20 protein-coding genes and 1 tRNA gene are annotated in these 20,352 nt (G+C 67.8%); 13 read left to right on the top strand and 8 right to left on the bottom strand.

Annotated elements, in window-relative coordinates:
- The first annotated feature begins 3 nt into the window (after positions 1-3).
- The 10 genes from Q9K23_RS03315 to Q9K23_RS03270 are packed head-to-tail and all read left to right on the top strand — an operon-like array spanning position 4 to position 8,845.
- A complete protein-coding gene (locus Q9K23_RS03315; RefSeq protein WP_020789408.1) occupies positions 4-1,620 on the top strand; it encodes a hypothetical protein in 1,617 nt (538 codons plus the stop codon).
- 3 nt (positions 1,621-1,623) lie between these two features.
- Positions 1,624-1,992, top strand: a complete 369-nt coding sequence (locus Q9K23_RS03310; protein WP_053776137.1) for a DUF2744 domain-containing protein — start codon at positions 1,624-1,626, stop codon at positions 1,990-1,992.
- Positions 1,993-2,003: 11 nt separating this feature from the next.
- On the top strand, positions 2,004-3,245 hold the full coding sequence (locus Q9K23_RS03305) for a hypothetical protein (RefSeq protein WP_053776138.1): 1,242 nt from the start codon (positions 2,004-2,006) through the stop codon (positions 3,243-3,245).
- Positions 3,246-3,260: 15 nt separating this feature from the next.
- Positions 3,261-3,581: a hypothetical protein gene (locus tag Q9K23_RS03300; protein WP_053776139.1), complete on the top strand. Its 321-nt coding sequence runs from the start codon at positions 3,261-3,263 to the stop codon at positions 3,579-3,581.
- Complete coding sequence (locus tag Q9K23_RS03295) at positions 3,578-3,934, top strand: DUF2746 domain-containing protein (RefSeq protein ID WP_020791919.1); 357 nt, start codon at positions 3,578-3,580, stop codon at positions 3,932-3,934. Before Q9K23_RS03300 ends, Q9K23_RS03295 begins: the two co-directional genes overlap by 4 nt.
- Entirely contained in the window at positions 3,927-4,985 is a 1,059-nt protein-coding gene (locus Q9K23_RS03290) for a hypothetical protein (RefSeq protein ID WP_020791920.1), read from the top strand. Before Q9K23_RS03295 ends, Q9K23_RS03290 begins: the two co-directional genes overlap by 8 nt.
- 4 nt (positions 4,986-4,989) lie before the next feature.
- A complete protein-coding gene (locus Q9K23_RS03285; protein ID WP_053776140.1) occupies positions 4,990-7,146 on the top strand; it encodes a hypothetical protein in 2,157 nt (718 codons plus the stop codon).
- A complete protein-coding gene (locus Q9K23_RS03280) occupies positions 7,146-8,195 on the top strand; it encodes a glycine-rich domain-containing protein (protein ID WP_020792315.1) in 1,050 nt (349 codons plus the stop codon). Before Q9K23_RS03285 ends, Q9K23_RS03280 begins: the two co-directional genes overlap by 1 nt.
- Positions 8,196-8,211: 16 nt before the next feature.
- Complete coding sequence (locus Q9K23_RS03275; protein WP_020792313.1) at positions 8,212-8,553, top strand: hypothetical protein; 342 nt, start codon at positions 8,212-8,214, stop codon at positions 8,551-8,553.
- 1 nt (position 8,554) lies between these two features.
- Entirely contained in the window at positions 8,555-8,845 is a 291-nt protein-coding gene (locus Q9K23_RS03270; RefSeq protein WP_020792309.1) for a hypothetical protein, read from the top strand.
- Between the two features lie 392 nt (positions 8,846-9,237).
- Here Q9K23_RS03270 and Q9K23_RS03265 read toward each other — a convergent pair whose 3' ends face one another.
- Positions 9,238-10,065: a tyrosine-type recombinase/integrase gene (locus Q9K23_RS03265; RefSeq protein WP_082365669.1), complete on the bottom strand. Its 828-nt coding sequence runs from the start codon at positions 10,063-10,065 to the stop codon at positions 9,238-9,240.
- Between the two features lie 112 nt (positions 10,066-10,177).
- Positions 10,178-10,498 carry a hypothetical protein gene (locus tag Q9K23_RS03260; RefSeq protein WP_020792312.1) on the bottom strand — a complete coding sequence of 107 codons (321 nt, stop codon included), beginning with the start codon at positions 10,496-10,498 and terminating at the stop codon, positions 10,178-10,180.
- A gap of 506 nt (positions 10,499-11,004) precedes the next feature.
- Between Q9K23_RS03260 and Q9K23_RS03255 the strand changes: the two genes are divergently transcribed.
- Positions 11,005-11,631 (top strand): hypothetical protein, encoded by a 627-nt coding sequence (locus Q9K23_RS03255; protein WP_020794090.1) that lies wholly within the window; start codon positions 11,005-11,007, stop codon positions 11,629-11,631.
- A gap of 256 nt (positions 11,632-11,887) precedes the next feature.
- Positions 11,888-13,102 carry an Ig-like domain-containing protein gene (locus tag Q9K23_RS03250; RefSeq protein WP_020794089.1) on the top strand — a complete coding sequence of 405 codons (1,215 nt, stop codon included), beginning with the start codon at positions 11,888-11,890 and terminating at the stop codon, positions 13,100-13,102.
- An 88-nt stretch (positions 13,103-13,190) separates the two neighbouring features.
- Here Q9K23_RS03250 and Q9K23_RS03245 read toward each other — a convergent pair whose 3' ends face one another.
- The 4 genes from Q9K23_RS03245 to orn form a co-directional block, all read right to left on the bottom strand.
- Positions 13,191-13,361: a hypothetical protein gene (locus Q9K23_RS03245; RefSeq protein ID WP_020793727.1), complete on the bottom strand. Its 171-nt coding sequence runs from the start codon at positions 13,359-13,361 to the stop codon at positions 13,191-13,193.
- A 202-nt stretch (positions 13,362-13,563) separates the two neighbouring features.
- Complete coding sequence (locus tag Q9K23_RS03240; RefSeq protein ID WP_305950388.1) at positions 13,564-14,472, bottom strand: exodeoxyribonuclease III; 909 nt, start codon at positions 14,470-14,472, stop codon at positions 13,564-13,566.
- 351 nt (positions 14,473-14,823) lie between these two features.
- A tRNA-His gene (locus tag Q9K23_RS03235) sits at positions 14,824-14,896 on the bottom strand.
- Positions 14,897-14,998: 102 nt separating this feature from the next.
- Positions 14,999-15,598: an oligoribonuclease gene (gene orn, locus Q9K23_RS03230; protein ID WP_020790063.1), complete on the bottom strand. Its 600-nt coding sequence runs from the start codon at positions 15,596-15,598 to the stop codon at positions 14,999-15,001.
- Between the two features lie 133 nt (positions 15,599-15,731).
- On the opposite strand from orn, the gene Q9K23_RS03225 reads away from it, so the two are divergent.
- A complete protein-coding gene (locus Q9K23_RS03225; protein WP_053776144.1) occupies positions 15,732-17,306 on the top strand; it encodes a helicase HerA-like domain-containing protein in 1,575 nt (524 codons plus the stop codon).
- Between the two features lie 62 nt (positions 17,307-17,368).
- Here the strand turns inward: Q9K23_RS03225 and cmrA are convergent, their stop codons facing one another.
- Positions 17,369-18,181, bottom strand: a complete 813-nt coding sequence (gene cmrA, locus Q9K23_RS03220; protein ID WP_059035196.1) for a mycolate reductase — start codon at positions 18,179-18,181, stop codon at positions 17,369-17,371.
- Positions 18,182-18,267: 86 nt separating this feature from the next.
- Entirely contained in the window at positions 18,268-20,328 is a 2,061-nt protein-coding gene (locus Q9K23_RS03215) for an NADPH-dependent 2,4-dienoyl-CoA reductase (RefSeq protein ID WP_053776145.1), read from the bottom strand.
- Positions 20,329-20,352 lie beyond the last annotated feature (24 nt).

The raw sequence follows: 20,352 nt of genomic DNA, 5'->3' as shown, positions 1-20,352 counted from the left end.
CCGATGACCTTCGATCCCGACGCCACCTACGCCGCACTCAAGCAGGTCGAGAAACAAACTCGGGCACAGCATTTCGCGCAGTCGACCATCCGCTGGTGGGACGGCGATATGAACATCAACCTCGAGGTCCGCAACGAGATCTTCACCGAGGGCGAGGACCCGGTGTGGGAGGTCGGCGGCGGCACCACACAGGTGCCCTACCGCTCACCCGAGGGCTACTTCGCCTTCGACTGGCTGCCGGCGGCCGAGGACCTGCACATGACGGTCGAGGTCCACGGCTACGACGACCGGGTCACCTACAAGGCACTCAACGTCGACCTCTCCACCAACGAGGACGGCGTCGAGATCGTCGAGGTGGTGTGGGTGACCTTGCTCGCGCACTGGGAGCACCAAATCCTGATGGCCAACCCGATCCTGCCGGTGTTCGTGCAGTGGCCACACCTGTTCGCAATCCCCGGCAACACCCGCTCCGTCTACCTGCTGAGCTGGTTGCTGAACCTCGCGGTCACCTACGCGCCGCTGTGGCGGTTCCCGGACAATCCGTGGTCGATCAAGGCCTACCGGGAGGCCATCGACCCGCGGCAGTGGCCGATCATCGTGTCCCCGCTCAACGCGCTGCGCGACGGCACGAAACCGACGATCACCTCGTGGCGCATGGACATGGCGTTGCCCGCAATGAAGCAGGGACTCAAGGACGCCCAGTGCGTGCCGGTCGCCAAGCAATGGCTGGTCGGCGACCCGCAACCGTTCCCGCAGTACTTCGAGCTCACCCGCAACTGCATCATCATCGACATCGAGGCCCGCGAGGGTGTGGCCGGACTGACCGGCACCCTGCTCGACGGGTATGTGCAGCTGGCCGTGGACCTCGGCGATGACCTGATCACCGAGATCGTGCACCCGATCCTCGACCCGAACGATCTCACTCCGTTGCCGTCGCAGACCCCGATCGGTGATCTCCTCGGGTTGGGTCCGGCTCAGCCGTGGCCGCTGTACCGCGTCGGCGAGTACTCCGGGCTCGTCGGTACACGCGTGTCGAAGAAAAAGTCCACCGGCACCGTTTTCTGGACCGGCGGCCGCAGCCCCGAGTGGGTGAACCAGGGGATCGCGCTGGCGATCTCGACCGCCCTCGAGTACCTCGGATTCTCCATGGGGATCCCCGGGCTGGGGAACCTGTACCAGGGGCAGCTCGACAACGTGGTCCTCGCGTTCGCGAAGGTCGAGGACCGGCCGCGTGCACGCAAGGCCGGCCGGTTCTGCCTGCGCCACGTGTGGGTGTCGGAGGGCGGCACGGGATTCGGCATCGCCACCGCGCTCGCCCTGCGGCAGGGCTGGTACGCCTCACGCCCGCATATCGTTCGCCAGGCCGAGGTCGTCGACGGGTTCCCCTACCTGCTCGGTGTCCACATCCGTAAGGGCGGATGGGTGATGTTCGAGATGCCCGACGGCAGTGTCTATGTCGACCAGATCACCAACGTCCGCCATCGCCGCGACGACGGTCAGGAACTGCGGCTGTCCCTGGTGATCGGTGACGACCAGGACGACGAGGACCCGATCGCCCAGCTGTGGCGGCACGCCAACGAGCTCCGAGACATCGGCCGAAAACTATTCCTGGAGCACTAGCTGATGAGTGAGTACTGGCGTGCCAATCCGCCGGCCGGTGTCACCGAGATCCACCGGTTCGCCGAGTTCTTCCGCGACGTCCCGATCCTCCCGCACGGTCAGGCCCTGCACCTCGACGACGACCAGCGCGACCGACTCGCCCGCCACGCCGAAGCGTGCGGACTCCGCAAGACCGCACCCCGCGCCGTCAAGTGGTGGCCACCGCCACGCGGCCACCACCAGGCCGGCAACACCGGACTGTGGGTGCCGATCGACACCCCCGACCCACCCGAGGTCACCACCCCAGACCCGGCGCAGATGACCGCCGAGGAACGCGAGTTCCTCCGCGATCAGCTCGCCGCGTTCGACGCCACCGACCATCCAGCCAACTGAGAGAGGCACTCATGCAGACGATCTCGCGCACCAAGGTCGACCAGACCAAGGCCTACATCTGGACCAAGGACGGCCTGCCCTACCACTACGGCGGCTCCGGCAACCCCGGCGGCGACTGCTCGTGGTTCGCGTGCGCCGGTGCCGCATCCCTGCTGGGCCTCAAGGTCAACCAGCGGTACGGCTCGACCGAGAACTTCAACCGGCCCGGCCAGTACGGTGCGACCGCAACCGCCCCGGCCGCGGTCCTCGGTATGGTCCACGCCAAGTCCAAGTCCGAGGTCCCCGCCGCCGCGGTCCTCAAGATGGGATTCCTCCACGGCGGCGGCGGCGAGAACAGCCACGTCTCCTCGACGATCGACGGACTGAACTTCGAGTCCCGCGGCCTCTACCGAGGCCGCTCCGGTCACGTCGTCGCCGACTCGGCCCGCGCCTGGAACGACTCCCTGTTCGGCGACTGGTGGTACCTGCCGTTCACCGTCGGACCGGTCGACCCGAACGCCTTCCCACTCCCGGATGGCTACGTGTACGGGTGGGCCACCGGCCCCGACTGGATGATCTCGTGCCGCTTCGGCGAGAGCTCCGACTGGCAGGCCGGGCTCCGCCGCATCCAGATCGCGCTCGGCGTTCCCGCATCCGGTGTCTACGACGAACTCACCGCCGCCGCCACCAAGACCGTGCAGGCCCGCACCCCTGGTCTGCTGCCCGACGGGTTCATCGGTCCGAAGACGTGGGCGGCAATCCTCGCGCCCCGCCCCGAGATCGACGTCGTCGCCGCCCGCGACACCTGGCTCGGCAAGCGAATCACCCAGGGCGAAGGGAGATGTGAGGACGGCGTCGGACGCTACGCCCACTTCGAGCGGGGCTCGGTGTACTGGCATCCGGATCTGCCGAAGAACTCCCTCGGCGTCCGCGCCTACAGCGTGCCGCGCGGCGGCCTGTTCGAGGCGTACGAGGCCCGCGGCTGGGAGCAGTCCGTCGGCGACCTCGGATACCCGGTCCGCGACTTCACCCGACTCTCCGACACCGATGGTGTGCAGGCCTTCCAACGCGGCATCCTCTACGTCCGGGGTGGCGGTGACCCGCGCGGCGTCGTTGTCCACGGAAAGATCGGCGCTCGGTGGGCCGCAGAGGGTTTCGAGGCTGGCCCGTCCGGTCACGCCCTCGCCGACGAGAGCGACTACGACGGCGGCCAGGTACAGCACTTCGAGCACAACTCCTACGCCTGGCATCCGTCCGGCGCGGTGAAGATCTGACAGGAGCGCGAACCCATGATCACTCCCATCCCTGAGTCCGAGGTCGTCGCACAGCTCCGCGAGCTGATGCAGGAGCAACCGTGGTGGAGACGGTTCGCCAACGCCGTCACCGCCGGCGTCGGGGCGACCACCATGATCCTGTGGCTGCTCGTCACCAACGGCGTCGACGTCCCCGCCCAGGTGCAGACCGGCATCGCCTCGGCGATCGCGATCCTCACCACCCTCGGCGTGCTGCAGACACGCAACGGGTTGACCCCGCGCGGTATCGACCGCGTCGAGCAGGCCGCTGACCTTGTCGCCGCACGCGGCGGCCGGCATCGGAGAGCCGGCGAGTGAGCGGGCCCGCGAACATCGACTCCTGGTTCGAGTTCATCGTGTGGATGCTCGTCGGTTCCAGCATCCTGGCCACCGCGATCGGCACCGCCTACAACGCGGTCAAATCGCACCGCACGAACCAGCTCACGCACATCGTCCGCGACAACGTGCAGAACGGCCACCCCACACCACTGCGTGAGGACATCGACGGCCTCGCCTCGACGATCGACAGTCTCACCTCGACGACCTCCGACATCGCGCGCGAGTTGCGCGCTCTGCGCGAAGACGTGCAGCAGGACCGGGTCGAGGCTCGCGCACACCGCCGCGACGTGAACGACCGCATCGACCGGATGGAGGAACGACGACATGGCTGAACTCGGCGAGTTCCTGGGCGACCTGCTGCTCAAGGCGAAGGTGTACGGGCTGTCCACCCCGCCCGGCGAACCGCCCCTGCAGCAGGCACAGCTCTCGGTCGTCGGCACCGACGCCGCCCTCGGCATCCCCGTCCTCAAGGGAGACCCGGGCGACCCCGGTACCGCGGCCGAACCATTCCGCTGGCAGTTCCCATCCCTGACCTCCACGGCCGAGCTGCCGACATCGTTCGTCACCTCGGACAAGGGCAAGGCCTACGTCATCAACGACGGTGACGGCACCGCCGACGTCGCCTACTGGACCGGCGTCGAGTGGAAGTACATGGTCAACGCGTTCGGGCCGGGCCTCGTCGGTCCGACACCGGACATCACCGTGACCGGTGAGCTCGTCGACGAGGCCGACCCGTTCGACGTCGTCGTGACCGGCAGCGTCGAGGCCCCTCACCTGCACTTCAAGGTGCCCGGCGTGCCGGGTCCGCAGGGTGGGCCAGGACCGTGGCAGCTGTTCGACGACAGCGTGACTCGCGACCAGGGCGACCTCATCGTGTGGGACGCGACGGCCGGCCGATTCAAACCGGCCGGACCTCTGTCGGCGCAGGCACTGCCACGGGTGATGCGCTACACCCAACCCGAGTCCGCGTTCACCGCCTACTCCGGATCGAATGCGTCGCAACTCATCTCGACCATGGCACTGCCCGCCCTCGACTGGGCCTACCAGGTCGACGTGAGTGGCCACGTCCGCGTCGGCCAGAACGTCCTCTCGTCGGCGCAGGTCGCGATCGTTGTGCGCCTCGGTGACCCGACGACCGGGCCGATCGTGGCGAAGGGACTCGCGATCACGAACGGGCCGTGCATCATCGACGCCCACTACAGCTCGCAGGCGTCCGGACAATCCGGGTACGCGGCCACCCCGGACGGCGCGCTCGGCCGCACCGCGCCGGCAACCGCGACCACCCTGTACGTCACCGCGATCCGCGAGTCCGGCTCAGGATCGTGGTACGCCAACGCCGTTGACGCTCAGCTGCGGGCCACGCTGATCCCGGCCCAGGTGTGACCTCATGGTGAATGCAGTCGACGACTGGTACGACGCACCGACCGCCAACCCAGGTGATGGTGTCGCCTCGAGCGACTTCTACGATCCGCCGCAGAGCCGGCTCGATCTCTCGAGGTTCCCGTCGAAGAACGGTGGATTGCCCATCGACGTCGACCTCATCAACGTCCTCGCCGGGGATAGCGGATTTGCCTCCAAGCCGGACGCTGAGGGCATCGCCCTATCGGTGGCTGCAGACCTCCGAGGGTTCGTGAACGCGTTGCTCTCGTCACTGCAGACCGGAGACCCCGCGCCCGTGCTCACCTGGATCACCACGGCGGCCGGTACCTGGATCGGCGACTTCACCGACTGGGGACTGGGCATCGGGGCGAACTTCGCCGAGCTCGTCGCTGCGGTCAACGGCACCTACACCGGTACCGACGAACCACTGCTGGCGATCCAGACCGTGCTGGGGAAACTCCGAGGCGGTCTCACCGGTCTGATCGATATGGCGCGCATCCCGCAACTGTCGCTGTCGCAGCTGACGTCTCAGCCGGGACCGAATCTGCTGACCGGGTTCGGCGACTTCGCCGATGCGGAGTCGATGGATGGCGGCGGGGTGTGGGTGTGGGATGGCACGGTCGGTGGGGGGTCGGCGCGCGCGACTGGCGATGGCACCCGCAAGGTGTTGACGTCGGAGCTGGTGGCGGTCGCCGAGGGGCAGGTACTCGCGGTCGCGGGGAAGGTGCAGTGGTCGGGGGCGGCGGGCAGTGGGCCGTGCCTGCGGCTGGTGGTGATGCCGTTCGTCGGTGACACCGCCCTGCCCGAGGTTGTGATCTCGTCGATCACCTCACCGCCGGCGTCATCGTCGGGGTTCGTCACGCTCTCGGGGAATCACACGGTCGCGGCGAATGTGACTGGGGTGCGGGTTCGTCTCGCGGTCGAGGCTGCACTGACGGCGGGCACGGTGTGGTGGGATGATGTCACGTTGCGCAAGACCGCGACCTCGCTACCGCAGCAGTGGATCTCGGGGCTGACGACTGCGCTCGGTGACCTCGGTGATGGTGTCGCTGAGGCGTTGGCCTGGATCAAGGACCTGATCGAGAAGCTGACCGGTCAGGCGCGGACGTCGATCGAGGATGCGGTCGCAGACGCGTTGGCGTTCGGTGACCAGCTCAAGACGATTCTCGGCGGCGGCACGGTGGGGTCACCGCTGCCGAACCTCGCCGGCGCGGCAATCGGAACGATCCAGACCGTCCTCAACCAGATCGCCGACATCCTGCGGGGCCTGGTGGTGACCCCGATCAACACCGCGGTGTCCCAGGTGGCCGATTGGTTCAACGGGCTGACCGGATGGAGGACGACCACAACCTCAGACATCAGCACCGTGAGCGCCGAGGTCGTGGACCTGCGTGAGCAGTTGCAGGCGGTCTCGGTGACCCAGCAGTGGGTGTCGCTGTCCACCAACGACATCGCTTCGTTCCCCCGAGTGCTCCTGGGCCTCGGAGTCAGCGACACGTCGGGCTCGACTTCACTCGGGTCGCACGACCACGGGTTCTCGACCACATCGCAGAACGGATCGCTGAAAACGGTGTCGGGGACCAACCCGGTCAACGTGGTCGGATTCACCCAGACCGAGAACCTCGGGTCGCACACGCACACAGTCGGTAACGCCATGCCGACTCTGACGCCGGGGAAAGGCACGATCGGGTTCGTGCCCCTGGTGGTCGATAGGTACTGCCGCCCCCGGTATTTGAAGTTGATCACCGGCACCACGGGCTGGTCACTCTTCTCGATCGACTACTGGTACGTCGGGCTCTACAAGTACAACCCCAACGACGGCCTGATCTACAAGATCTACGACGGCGGCGACCAGAAGTCGGCGATCACCAGCGCCGCTCGCCTGCACGCCTTCGACATGGGGACAGGTCTAGCCAACCTCACCCCGGGTGAGATCCTGTTCGCCGCGCAACTGCAGAACGCGAACGCGTTGACATCGACCCGCCCGATCGCCGGGCTGTGGCAGCCGGGGCTGGTAGACCCATCCGCGGAGTTGCTCGCCGCGCCGTTCTACCAGCTGGCCGGACAGTCATCCCTTCCCACGAGCGTGGCACTCTCGGCACTGTCGGCGAACAATGCCGCGTTGCCGTGGATGGGTGTCGGCACGATCCCCGCAGCCGCCTGATGTGGACCCCTGACGGGCCGATCACCGAGCAGTCCACCCGCCAGGGCTGGACACTCGATGGCCCCGACCCCGCGGCCGCCGAGGTGCGGACAGGCTGGTGGTGTCTGCCTGAGGAGACACTGCACGTCACCGCCACCGCGTCGGTGTCGCTGACGGCGGTCGCACGGATGGCAGCCACCATGACACTGCAGGTGCAGGCCGCTGTCGCGCTACCGACGTACGCGCGGATGCCTGCGACCTTGCCGGTGCAGGCGGGGGCCGACACGTCACTCGCGGCGGTGGCCCGCATGGCTGCAGGTCTGGGGATCTCGGTCAGTGCCATTGCATCGCTGAGCGCTGCGCAGAAGATCTATCCCACCTCGCTGCCCCTCGCCGTCCAGGCCGGGCTGTCGTGGGGTGCCTATGTGCGCATGGCATCGACCCTCGCCCTCGCAGCCACCGCCAGCACATCGATGGCCGCCGGGTTCCCGACAACTGCCGAGGCATCCACCACATACTCGACCGCTGGCACGTTCACGTTCACGATCCCGTGGTGGTGCACCTACCTCGACCTCATCGGCCTCGGTGGCGGTGGCGGTGGTGGCGGCTCGAACTCTGGGTCGGCCTACGGTGGCGACGGTGGCGCAGCAGGGACGTGGTCGACGATCCGGCTGCAACGCGGGGTCGACATCCCCTGGACGGCAACGTCGATCACCGTTGTTGTCGGTGCGGCCGGGGCGGGAGTGTCGGCTGTTGCGGGCACCGCGGGTGGAGCGACATCGTTCACCTGGACCGGCGGCACACTGACCGCGAACGGCGGCTCGGGCGGGGCTGACGACGCCAACTTCAACAGCTCGAAAGCCGGTGCGGCTCCGGGAAACACCACCTTCCAGGGCGTCACCTACACCGGCGGCACCGGCGGTAGCGCATCGACCGGCAGCAACAACGGTGGTGCCGCTACAGCCCCGGGCGCGGGTGGCGGCGGTGCCGGGTATGGCGTCGTCTTCTTCACCAACAAGTCGGGCGGCGCGGGATCAGCCGGGCGCGCCTGGGTTCGCGCCTACCAATGAGACAAGGAGAACAATCATGAACGTCACGACCAGCAAGAACGCCCTCGTCGATGCACTCGCCGCGCTCGGCGCGCATGTCGGTTTGGCCACCGCCAGCCCCGGCACCACCTCGACACCAGCCAACGAGGCAACCGGCGGCAGCTACGCACGGATCGCCACCACCTGGGGTGCCGCATCCGGCGGCTCCCGTGCGGGGTCGGCTGTCATCATCAACGCCAACGCGGGCACCTACACTCACGGGTTCATCGCGTCGGCGGCGACCGGCAACACCATGATCGACAACGCTGCACTGTCACCATCGATCGTGCTCAACGCGGCCGGACAGATCGTCGTCACCCCAACCCTGACGGTGGTCTGACATGTCCGACCTCGACCCGTTCGCGGCAGGACTGTCGGTCGACCTCGGGGTGTGGCCGGTCTACGTCGGTGTCAGCGACGACCCCAGCCCCCGCGCGCAGATCACCTACCGCCACGAGGACGGACAGATCGTCGGATCGGCGCGACTGTCCGTCCCCTCCGGCACCTATGCCCGCCTGCACTACTTCCACACGCCGACCGGACCAGCCACCGGCGGTGTGGTCGACATCGACCCGATCACGATGCCCGTGGCGGGAGTGATCGAGATCGACCCGATCACTATGACTGAGTAGCCGTTCTGATCTCGAGTGGTAGGGAGATTGAACCGATGACGAGGGTGCAGCGTCCGTCTGCGGGCGGCAAGATCGCTAGCTGTTGGAAAAAGCAGCCGACATCGACACCGGTCCGGGTGATTGCGGGAACAGGGAGGTCGATCCGTGCGACCTCGTTCCCGTCGGGACCGTAGATCACCACCGGAATCGCTGTGTGTGGATCGTCGTCACCCTCGGACTGGGTCAGAACGACAAGCACAGGGGTCGCGGGTTGATCAGGGAGTCGGCTCCAGCTGGAGAGCACGCCGCCCAGAACATCGAGCTTGCCTTCAGAGATCCTCGCGTACTCGGCGAGAAGCGCACCAGTCACAATCACAGTTTGTTGGTCCTTTCGGTTTGGTGGACCTGCGACGCTACGCGACTGCTGCGCCAAGTACGGCGCGACGCTTCGCGTCACTCGGAACTGCAGTGTAGATCTGCGTGGTGCGCACGTCGGAGTGGCCGAGGAGTTCCTGCACGGCGCGCAGATCTCGCTCAACGGAGTATGCGGCGGAGGCGAACCGGTGCCGCAGTGAGTGTGCGGCCCAGCCGACCGGCAGCGCCGACGACACCAGCTTGCCGACGTACTCGGGGGAGAGGTGTCCGTTGATCTGGCCGGGGAAGATGTAGCCGTTGGGGCTGCCTTCGGCGGCCTCGCGGATCTGGCGGGCGAGATCGTCGAGGAGCGGCACCTGTCGGCGTTTGTCGCCCTTGCCGACAACGACGAGCTCCCACGTGCAGTCGACCATCTGCACGAGGTCGTCCTGGTGGACCCTGCAGATCTCGCAGCGACGCAGGCCGGCGTACGCGGCGAGCCGCAGCATGAGGCGCACTCGGTCGTCACTCGCCATGAGTGCGTCTCTCAGGATGTTCTCTGGTGTCGGCCGCGGTGTCCCCTGTCTGACCGACACGGTCGGTGTGAGTGCGGCCACGTTCTCGCCGACGCGACCGGTCGCCTGGGCCCAGCGGTAGAAGCTCGTGAGGCTCGACCGCGCCGAGCGTCGCGTCTCTGCGGCCCAGTCCGGCCGGGCGAGGATGCGCACCACGTCGTCGAGACTGAGGGCCCACGGCGATACGTCGCCGACGTATCGGGAGAACCGCTCGAGGTGATAGCGGCGGAGGTTGCGTGTGCCGCGCTTCTGCCCGGCGGCAACCAGCCACACGCACCAGTCATCGATCGCTTGGGCCCAGATCGTTCGCATAGCGGAAGTTTGCGGGCGGGTTGCGGGATCGTTTCGGCGATTCGTCCGAATTGGTTCGACCGTACCAATTCCTGTGTGACTATCAGCGGGTTTACGCGTCCTCGCCATACGGTCACCGCTCCCGTCTGAGCTCTGCGATCCGGGCGATGCGTCGCGGTGACGGCTCCAGGAGCGGGGTGATGCCGGCGGCCTGACGTTCGGCGCGCAGGCGCGCGCATCGCGGGCAGGTGAACGTGGACCCGAGTGATCCGTCGGCGTGGACGAAGTCGCGTGGGTACGGGGCCTCGCTCCATCCGCGTGGCCAGTCGGCCCAGTGGGGCTGTCCGTGCGCATTGGCTCGGCGAGGCCGGGAGAGGCGATCGCAGGAGCTGCAGACGGTGCGCACTGTGCCGGTCGAGGTTGGGACGAGGTTGACGATCTCGGTGTCGCTCATGCCGCCGCGTCCTGGTCGTCGCGGTCCAGCACCATCGGCCCGTCTCCGTTTCCCTCTGACCTGGGCAGAGCCGTTAACCAGCGGGTTCGGGGTTCGAGTCCCTGATGGCGCACCGACGGGAAACCCCCGCCACCGGAAATCACCGGCGGCGGGGGTTTTCTCGTACTCGGGTCCCGGTGTCCGTCGGATCGGTGTCGGGTGACGGCATCGGGGTGACGGCAACGGAGTGGGGGAGTCGGGCGGCGCGACGGCTCCGGTGGATCGATCCCCGTCTCGGCCTTGCGAACTCGCCGGGGTCCTCGACCCGGGCGCGCGACGACGCCGCGCGCGACGGCTGAGACCCGGGCGGTCCCGCGTTCGGACCCGCACCGACCATCGAAGGGCGGCCGGTCCGACGTCGCCGCCTCCGGCGGCGGTACCGGGCAGACCGAAGCAGACAGACCGAAACGGGCATCACCGGCGCGCGCAGTGGCGTAAACGGTCGCGGCTGACAAGGATGGACAACCATGGGAGCTCTCGACAAGGCAGGGTCAACACCGCCACCACCGCCGCCGCCACCGCCGCCGCCATCGTCGTCGCCGGCGAAGGTCCAGACCGGCTGGCCGTCGTGGGCCAAGAAGACGGTCTGGACGGTCATCCTCATCGCGGTGGTCGTCGCGGCCTACTTCATCCTGGCCGCGTTCCTGCCGCGATGGTGGGCGCAGCGGGTGGGCAACATGGCCGCCGAGAGCATGGGGCAGGGGATTCTCACCGGCCTCGGATTCGGTCTGGTGTGCACCCTGGTGACGCTGCTGTTCCTGTTCCTGGCGTTCGGTGCCCGACGCTGGTCGCGGCGCAAGTTCTTCGTCCCGGCGTTCCTGATCCTGGCCATCGTCGTGTCGATCCCCAACCTGCTGACCCTGGGGATCGTGCTCGGCGCGGGTAACGGGGCGCACGCCGGTGAACGGATTCTCGATGTCCAGGCGCCCGGATTCCGCGGGGCGACGCTGATCGGCGTGATCATCGGTGCGGTGGTCTTCGCGGCCATCACGCTCGTCGGATTCCAGATGCGTCGCCGGCCCGCGAAGGGCGCAGATGCGCCCGCCCCGGCCACCGGAACCGAAGGCCCGACCGACACCCCGACGCCGCACTAGACATCGCCCGGTATGTCGGACTGGTTCTGCGAAATCTCCTGGTAGCATCGTCGGCAGGCATGGACGCCCCGCTGTGCACGGGGCGTTCATTCATGTCGGCTCACGTCATCTCATCCGCGCCGGACCCCCGGCGCGGACCCCGGATGTCATGCGGCCGACCGACTCGGGCATTCCCGAGTTCTCGTACACTCTGGGTGCGAGGCAGCAGGTCAGTTGTGGGCCAGACAGTGGTGGCCCCGTGAGGTTTTGGAGTGACATGGGGAGCAATCGGACTCGGTATCGGTCTCGGTCGATGGTGTTGGTCGTCGGGGTCTTGATGGCCGTCGTCGCCCTGGTCACCTCCTGCTCGCAGGAAGCCTCCTATTCCAGCGACGTCTCGAGCTCGGTGCTCTTCGACGATCTGCTCAAGCCGGGCCTGACCATCACCGAATGGGGCGAGAAGCCGCTCGTCGACGACGCCGTCGGCGTGCAGCCGGGCGCCCCGATCACGGTGAACGCCAGCGAGGGTGCGCTGACCAACGTCCGTATCAACAAGGCCGACGGATCGCAGCTGACCGGCACCATGTCCGACGACGGTGCCAGCTGGACCAGCGCCGAGGCGCTCGGTTACAACCGCTCCTACACCCTGACCGCCGACGCGGTCGGTGTCGGCGGCGCCAGCACCAAGAAGGTCAGCTTCACCACCCGAGCCCCCAACAGCCTCACCCAGGCCTACCTCACGCCCGGCAACGGTGAGACCGTCGGCGTCGGGCAGCCGGTGGCGGTGAAGTTCGACGAGTCGATCCCCGATCGCAAGGCCGCCCAGCAGGCCATCAAGATCACCACCAACCCGCCCACCGAGGGTGCCTTCTACTGGATCAGCGACTCCGAGGTGCGGTGGCGCCCCAAGGAGTACTGGAAGCCGGGCACCACCGTCAGCGTCGCGGTGAACACCTACGGCATCGACCTCGGTGACGGCCTGTTCGGACAGGAGAACGTCAAGTCGACGTTCAAGGTGGGTCGCTCGATGATCATCACCGCCGACGACAAGACCAAGCAGGTCTCGTTCGTGCAGAACGGCAAGACCATCCGCACCATGCCGACCTCGATGGGCAAGGACTCCACGCCCACCGACAACGGCGTGTACCTGGTGTCGGACAAGCACGACAACATCATCATGGACTCGTCCACCTACGGTGTTCCGGTCGGTTCGGCCGACGGATATCGCACCCCGGTCGACTATGCGACCCGCATGTCCTACAGCGGAATCTTCTTCCACTCGGCCCCGTGGTCGGTGTGGGCGCAGGGCAACACCAACACCAGCCACGGATGTCTGAACCTGAGCCCGGAGAACGCGCTGTGGGTCATGAACAACACGCTGCGCGGTGACCCGGTGGTCGTGAAGAACACCGTCGGCGGGGAACTGCCGGGCACCGACGGCCTCGGTGACTGGAACATCCCGTGGGAGAAGTGGTCCAAGGGCAACGCCTGATCACCGCCGCCGCCGGCACAGACGACGCAGGGCGCGACCGGAGAATTCCGGTCGCGCCCCTGCGTCGTCTGTGTCGGGGTGGGAACGACTATTTCTTCTTCTTGGCGTCCTTGATGATCGCCGCCACCTCGTCGGCGTCGATCTTCTTCGCGACCAGCTTGCCGCTCTTGGCCTTACGGACCGAGTAGGTGTCTTTTTTCTTACCGGGGGCGACGTGGAGACCGACCTTCTCGGCGGCCTTGTTCAGTTCCTCGAGCATGGACCGAGAGAGTAGGTGACGAAGGTGAACACCGACGAATCGTCTGCGTGTCGTGGTGACCGGTCTCGCAGGATTGCACTCGGGTGACCGGGACGGGCACCCGCCGACAGGCGAGTCCACGGTCTGTCCGCCACCACATCCCGGCACCGACACTGCTCGGGGGCGGACACAGCGCACGTCGTCGCCGACACCGGGAACCCGGTCAGGTGAGTGTCTGGGGGAGCAACTCGCGGTAGGTGACGACGAGGGGTGCGTGGTCGGAGAGGCGTTCATCCGGTGCGGCCTCCTTGTCGACGGTGACATCGACGGCCAGGCGTGCGAGACCGGGGGTGGCGAGCTGATGGTCGACGCGCCAGCCCACGTCCTTGGTGAACGACTGGCCGGCCCAGCTCCACCACGTCAGGGGGCCGGGGCGCTCGCCGTGGGTCTGCCGGACCACGTCGACGAGCCTGCGGCTGCCCAGTACGGTGTCGAACCACTCGCGGTCCTCGGGGAGGAATCCGTCCATCTTCTGTGCCGGCCGCCAGTTGGTGACGTCGTGCCGGGTGTGTGCGACGTTGAGGTCGCCGACCAGCAGGAACTCGCGGCCCGCCCGGGCCGCGGCGAGGCGATTGCGATTGACCTCCCGGGTGAAGGCATCCAGGAAGCGTTGTTTGCGTTCGTATCTGGCGCCCCCGTCGGGCGCCTCCCGCATCGATCCGGGCCGTTGCAGGTGCGCGGGCAGGCCGCCCTTCGGCAGATACAGGGAGGCCACCGTGAGCGGCCGGTCGGCCAGATCGGCCTCGATGTAGCGCCCGTGCGCGGCGAACTCGCCGAGGCCGCGGGCCCGAGGCGGATGACTCACCCAGGTGCGCACGGCGACCGGCGGCCGTCGCGTGAGCAGCGCCACGCCGTTGCGGCCGGGCACCGAGCCGACGTCCACCGCGGCCGAGTACCCGTCGAACTCGCCGACCTCGGTGGCCGGACACCGCAGTTCCTGCAGCGCCACCACGTCGGGGCCCCGCGTGGCCAGCCACTCGTCGAAGCCACGACGCCGCGCCGCCCGGATGCCGTTGACGTTGAACGACGCGACCGTGAACGAGCCGGTGCCGGATCGGTCTGGGGCAGTCATGTCCGATACTGTGCCGCATCGTCGCGCAGATGGTTCCAGGGGGCCGGAGCGCGCCCTGGAACGTTCTGGAACGCGCTCGAACGCCGCCGTATCGACTCGGGCGCCCGCGAACCCGGATACGTGTCCCGCGGCCGCTGACGGCCCGCTGAGCGGTCGGTGGTCGCGGGGTGGGTCGCGGGGATGGGGCGGTGGCCCCGGCACACGGACTCGTGTCGCCGTGACTCGTCATCGGGTCTCGCCGGGCCGGATCGACGGCGATCCGGTGCGGGATGCGGGGGAAGTGATCGCCTCGGCGAACAGGTGCCGAAACCCGAAGTGGGAGGCCCCGTTCGGGGCCTCCCACTTGTTCGGGGTGAGTGACGGGACTCGAACCCGCGACAGCCAGGATCACAACCTGGTGCTCTACCAACTGAACTACACTCACCATCGGCATCTGGGGCCCGGGGTTTTCACCGGGTTCCAGAGCCAGGAACATACTCTAGCGAATGGATGACATAAAACGCCAATCGCCTCTCTACCAGCGGTTTCAGGCCGGTCCGAGGTCGGTGGTGATCTGGGTCAGCGCATCGGCGTCGGGTCCGGGGGCCGGGACGAACGCCGCGGCCCGGTAGTACTTGAGCTCCCGGATGGACTCCCGGATGTCGGCGAGCGCCCGGTGGGCGAGTCCCTTCTCCGGCTGTCCGAAGTAGATCTTGGGGTACCAGCGCCGGCACAGCTCCTTGATCGAGCTGACGTCGACCATGCGGTAGTGCAGGAAGGCGTCGAGCTCGGGCATGTCCCGGCTGATGAACCCGCGGTCGGTGGCGATGGAGTTGCCCGCCAACGGCACCGTCCCGGCACTCGGGATGTGCTTGCGCAGATAGTCCAGCACCAGCTTCTGCGCCTCGTCGAGGGTCACCGTGGAGCGTCGGACCTCCTCGGTGAGCCCGGAGTTCGCATGCATCTTCTGCACCACGTCGGGCATCGCGGCCAGCGCATCGTCGTCGGCATGGATGACGACGTCGACACCCTCGCCGAGGATGTTGAGCTCACTGTCGGTCACCAACGCCGCGATCTCGATCAATTTGTCCGACTCCAGGCGGAGTCCGGTCATCTCACAGTCGATCCACACCAGTTTGTCCTGCACCCGTCAACTCTAGCCAACCGCAGGTCCCACCCCCGGCGAAGTCGGGCGGCTATCGTGATCGGGTGCATTCGTGACCGGGCGGCGCCCGCCGGTCACATACCGGCCACCCCACCCGACGGAAGGAACCGCCGCAGTGACCGATCCCGCTCAGGCGGCCGCGACGATCGCGGCCGGTTACGCCTTCTCCTCGACCGCGCTCGAACTCGGCTCGGTGTCGGTGGACGGCCAGGTCAGTGCCGATGCGCGGGTGCGGATTCCGCTGTCGATGATGAACCGGCACGGGCTGGTCGCCGGGGCCACCGGCACCGGCAAGACCAAGACCCTGCAGCTGATCGCCGAACAGCTCTCCGCCAACGGCGTGCCGGTGATCATGGCCGACATCAAGGGCGATCTGTCCGGGCTGAGCAATCCCGGTGAGTCCAACGACAAGATCACCGAACGTGCCGGACAGACCGGCGACGACTGGCAGCCCACCGCCCACCCGGTGGAGTTCGTCTCGCTCGGTGATTCCGGGATCGGCGTACCGATCCGCGCCACGATCACCTCGTTCGGGCCGATCCTGCTGGCAAAGGTGCTCGGACTCAACGAGACCCAGGAGTCGGTGCTCGGCCTGATCTTCCACTGGGCCGACCAGCGCGGTCTGCCGCTGCTCGACCTCAAGGACCTGCGGGCGGTGATCGCCTACCTGACCAGTGACGAGGGCAAACCCGAACTCAAGGCGATCGGCGGGGTCTCCACCCAGACCGCCGGGGTGATCCTGCGGGCGCTGACCAACCTGGCCGCCGACGGCGGTGACACCTTCTTCGGTGAGCCGGAGATCGAACCGACCGATCTGCTGCGCCTCGCCGCCGACGGCCGCGGCGTGATCACCCTGTTCGAACTCGGCGCGCAGGCCACCCGCCCGGCCCTGTTCTCCACGTTCCTGATGTGGATCCTGGCCGACCTGTTCGAGTTCCTGCCCGAGGTCGGCGACCTCGACAAGCCCAAGCTCGTGTTCATCTTCGACGAGTCGCATCTGCTGTTCGCCGACGCGTCCAAGGCGTTCAAAGAGCAGGTCGTGCAGACCGTCAAGCTCATCCGGTCCAAGGGCGTCGGCGTGTTCTTCTGCTCACAGCTGCCCACCGACATCCCCAACGACGTGCTCTCCCAGCTGGGTTCACGGATTCAGCACGCATTGCGCGCCTTCACCCCCGACGACCAGAAGGCCCTGGCCAAGACGGTCAAGACCTACCCGGTCTCCGATGTGTACAAGCTCGACCAGACACTCACCGCGCTCGGCACCGGCGAGGCGGTGGTGACGGTGCTCTCGGAGCGGGGCGCACCCACACCGGTGGCGTGGACGGTGATCCGCCCGCCGCGGTCGTCGATGCAGGCGGTCGGGGCCGAGGGCATCACCGCCGCGGCCACGGCGAGCCCGCTCTATGCCAAGTACGGCCAGTCGATCGACCGGGAATCGGCCTACGAGAAGCTCGCCGCCAAGACCCTTGCACCGGGGGAGTCGCCCGACGCACCGGCGCCCGTTCCGGCCCCGGCTCCGGCCCCGACTCCGAAGTCCGCACCGGCCCCCAAGCCGGCGCCGGAGGAGCCGGGCATCCTGACCGAGGTGCTCACCAGCAAGCCGATGCAGAACTTCCTGAAGTCGGCGGCAACCGCCGCGGGCCGTGAGTTCAGCCGCGCGATCTTCGGTACCGGCCGGCGCCGGCGCTGAGGTGCCGACGCTGAGGCGTCGGCGCCCGCCGGGGCGGACAGCCCGGGCGGGCGGGTGCGCGGCTACTGCTCGCCGTCGCCGAGCTTGCGGTAGAAGGTGCCGACGATGGGGGCGACCACCGCCCGCGGACTGTAGCCGCCGGCCACCGACATCGCCTTCGACAAGGTGCCGGGCACCACACGCATCTTGTTGTGCTCCAACGCATCCAGGCTCATCTCGGCGACCTTGTCGCTGGAGTGCCAGAGGAAGTCGGGGACGAGCTTGTCGACGATCGAGGCCTCCTCGGCCGACGGCGTGTGCGTGCGCACCGGCCCCGGCGCGAGCAGTGTGACGTGCACGCCCTGCCCCGACACCTCGCCGCGCAGTGACTCGCTGAAGGTGTTCACGAACGCCTTGCTCGCCGCGTAGGTGGCGTTGTTGGGGATCGGCATATTGCCCGCCGCCGATCCCACCATCAGGATGCCGCCGGCACGTCGGGCCACCATCTGCGGCAGCACGGCCAGGGTGAGGTCGTGAACGGCGTTGACGTTCAACAGGACCTGGGCGCGCTCGTAGTCGGCGTCGAGCTCGGCGACCGGGCCGAAGGTGGCGATGCCGGCGTTGTTGGCCAGGATCGAGATCTCGCGTCCGGCGAGTTCGGCGGCGAGAACCGCCACCGCCGTCGGGTCCGCGAGGTCGGTGGGCCGTACCTCGACGACGACATGCAGCTCGGTGCGCAGCTCCTCGGCGAGTTCCTCGAGGATCTCGCCGCGGCGGGCGACCAGGATGAGGGAATGGCCGCGGCGGGCGAGGGTCCGGGCCAGGGCCATACCGATCCCGGAGGAGGCTCCGGTGACGACGGCGCGGGCGGAGGCGGACGGTGCGGGGACTGCCATGCCGCTCATCGTAATCAGCAGTCCCCGCCGGTGATCGATCCGCGTCCCGGTGTCACCGTCTCCGGTGCCACCGGGACGCCGTGGGATCAGATCCCCGCGGCGACCTCGGTGCCCTGCCGGATGGCGCGCTTGGCGTCGAGTTCGGCCGCGAGGTCGGCGCCGCCGATCACATGCGTGGTGATCCCGGCCAGGGTGAGCGGGTCGACGAGTTCACGGACCGACTCTTGTCCGGCGCACAGCACGACGTTGTCGACCTCGAGGATGCGGGTCTCGGTGACGGTGCCGTCGGCGTCGTGGAAGCTCAGATGCAGCCCCTGATCGTCGATCCGATCGTAGGTTGCGCCCGAGATCTGTTCCACGCCTTTCATCTTCATCTGTGCGCGGTGCACCCAGCCGGTGGTCTTGCCGAGTGTCTTACCCTGCTTCCCGGGCTTGCGCTGCACCAGATACACCTGCCGGATCGCCGGCAGCGGTCGTGGTCGGGTGACGAAGCCGGGTGTCTCCGGGTCCTCGGTGACACCCCATTCCTGTTCCCATTCCTTGAGATTGAGCGTCGGTGACTCGTCGGTGGTGAGGAACTCGCTGACGTCGAAGCCGATGCCGCCCGCGCCGATCACCGCGACCCGCTTGCCGATCTCGCGGTGGCCGAGCACAGCGTCGGCGTAGGACATCACCATCGGATGGTCCACCCCGGGGATGTTCGGGACGCGCGGGGTGACGCCGGTGGCGACGACGACGTCGTCGAACTTCCCGGCGACGATGTCGTCGGCACTCACCCGGGTGTCGAGGTGGACGGTGACGCCGAGGACCTCGAGGCGGCGGGTGAAGTAGCGGATGGTCTCGGCGAACTCCTCTTTGCCCGGGATCCGGGAGGCGATCGAGAACTGGCCGCCGATGCTGCTGCCACCCTCGTAGAGGTCCACCCGGTGGCCGCGTTCGGCTGCCGAGACCGCCGCCGACAACCCGGCCGGTCCGGCGCCGATCACCGCGACCCGCTTGGCCCTGCGGGTGGGGCCGAGGATCAGTGTGGTCTCGCGTCCGGCACGCGGATTCACCAGGCACGACACGTGTTTGCCGACGAAGGCGTGATCGAGGCACGCCTGGTTGCATCCGATGCAGGTGTTGATCTCGTCCGCGCGACCCTCCTGTGCCTTGTTCGCCAGGTGCGGGTCGGCCAGGAACGGGCGGGCCATCTGGATCGCGTCGACCCGTCCGCGGTTGAGGATCTCCTCGGCGAGTTCGGGGGTGTTGATCCGGTTGGCCGCGATCAGGGGGATCGAGACCTCGTCGCGCAGGCGTTCGGTGAACTTCACGAAGGCCGCGCGCGGGACCGAGGTGACGATGGTCGGGACCTGCGCCTCATGCCATCCGATGTCGGTGTTGATCGCGTCGACGCCGAGTGCCTCGGCCTTGCGGGCCATCAGTGCGATCTCGTCCCAGGTCTGGCCGTTGCGGACCAGATCGGCGATGGACTGGCGCAGGATCACCGGGAAGTCGCGTGGCACCTGCCGGCGGATCTCGGTGATCACCTCCACCAGGAAACGCTGCCGGTTCTCGGTGGAGCCACCCCACTTGTCGGTGCGGTCGTTGGTGTGCGGGCACAGGAACTGGTTGATCAGGTAGCCCTCGCCACCCATGATCTCGATCGCGTCGTAGCCGGCCTCGCGGGCGAGTTTGGCGGACTGTCCGAACGAGGTGATCACGTGCCGGATGATCGGCTCGGTCATCCGCAGGTGTTTGAACGGGTGGATCGGTGACGGTTCCTTGCCCGGCGCCACCTTGAACGGGGTGTAGCCGTATCGGCCGGCGTGGATGAGCTGCATCGCGATCTTGCCGCCCTCCTTGTGGACGGCCTTGGTGATGCGCTTGTGGCGCATCATGTCGACGACGTTGGTCATCTTGCCGCCGAAGGCCATCAGCAGGCCGGTGCGGCTGGTGCCGAAGCCGCCGGTGATGATCAGGCCCGCACCGCCGCGGGCGCGTTCGGCGAAGTAGGCGGCGAGTTTGTCGGTGTCCCAGATCCGGTCCTCGAGCCCGGTGTGCATGGAGCCCATCACGATCCGGTTCCGGATGGTCATGCCACCGATGTCGAGGGGATCGAACAGATGGGGGTAGTAGGCGTTGCGCTCGGTCGACGGGGCTGTCATCGAGTCACCTCTCTGTGTGGAACG

The sequence above is a fragment of the Gordonia sp. NB41Y genome, assembly GCF_030718915.1.
Taxonomy (GTDB): Bacteria; Actinomycetota; Actinomycetes; order Mycobacteriales; family Mycobacteriaceae; genus Gordonia; species Gordonia desulfuricans.
Note: the sequence above shows the minus strand (reverse complement) of the source record. Positions and strands in the feature narration are given on the sequence as shown.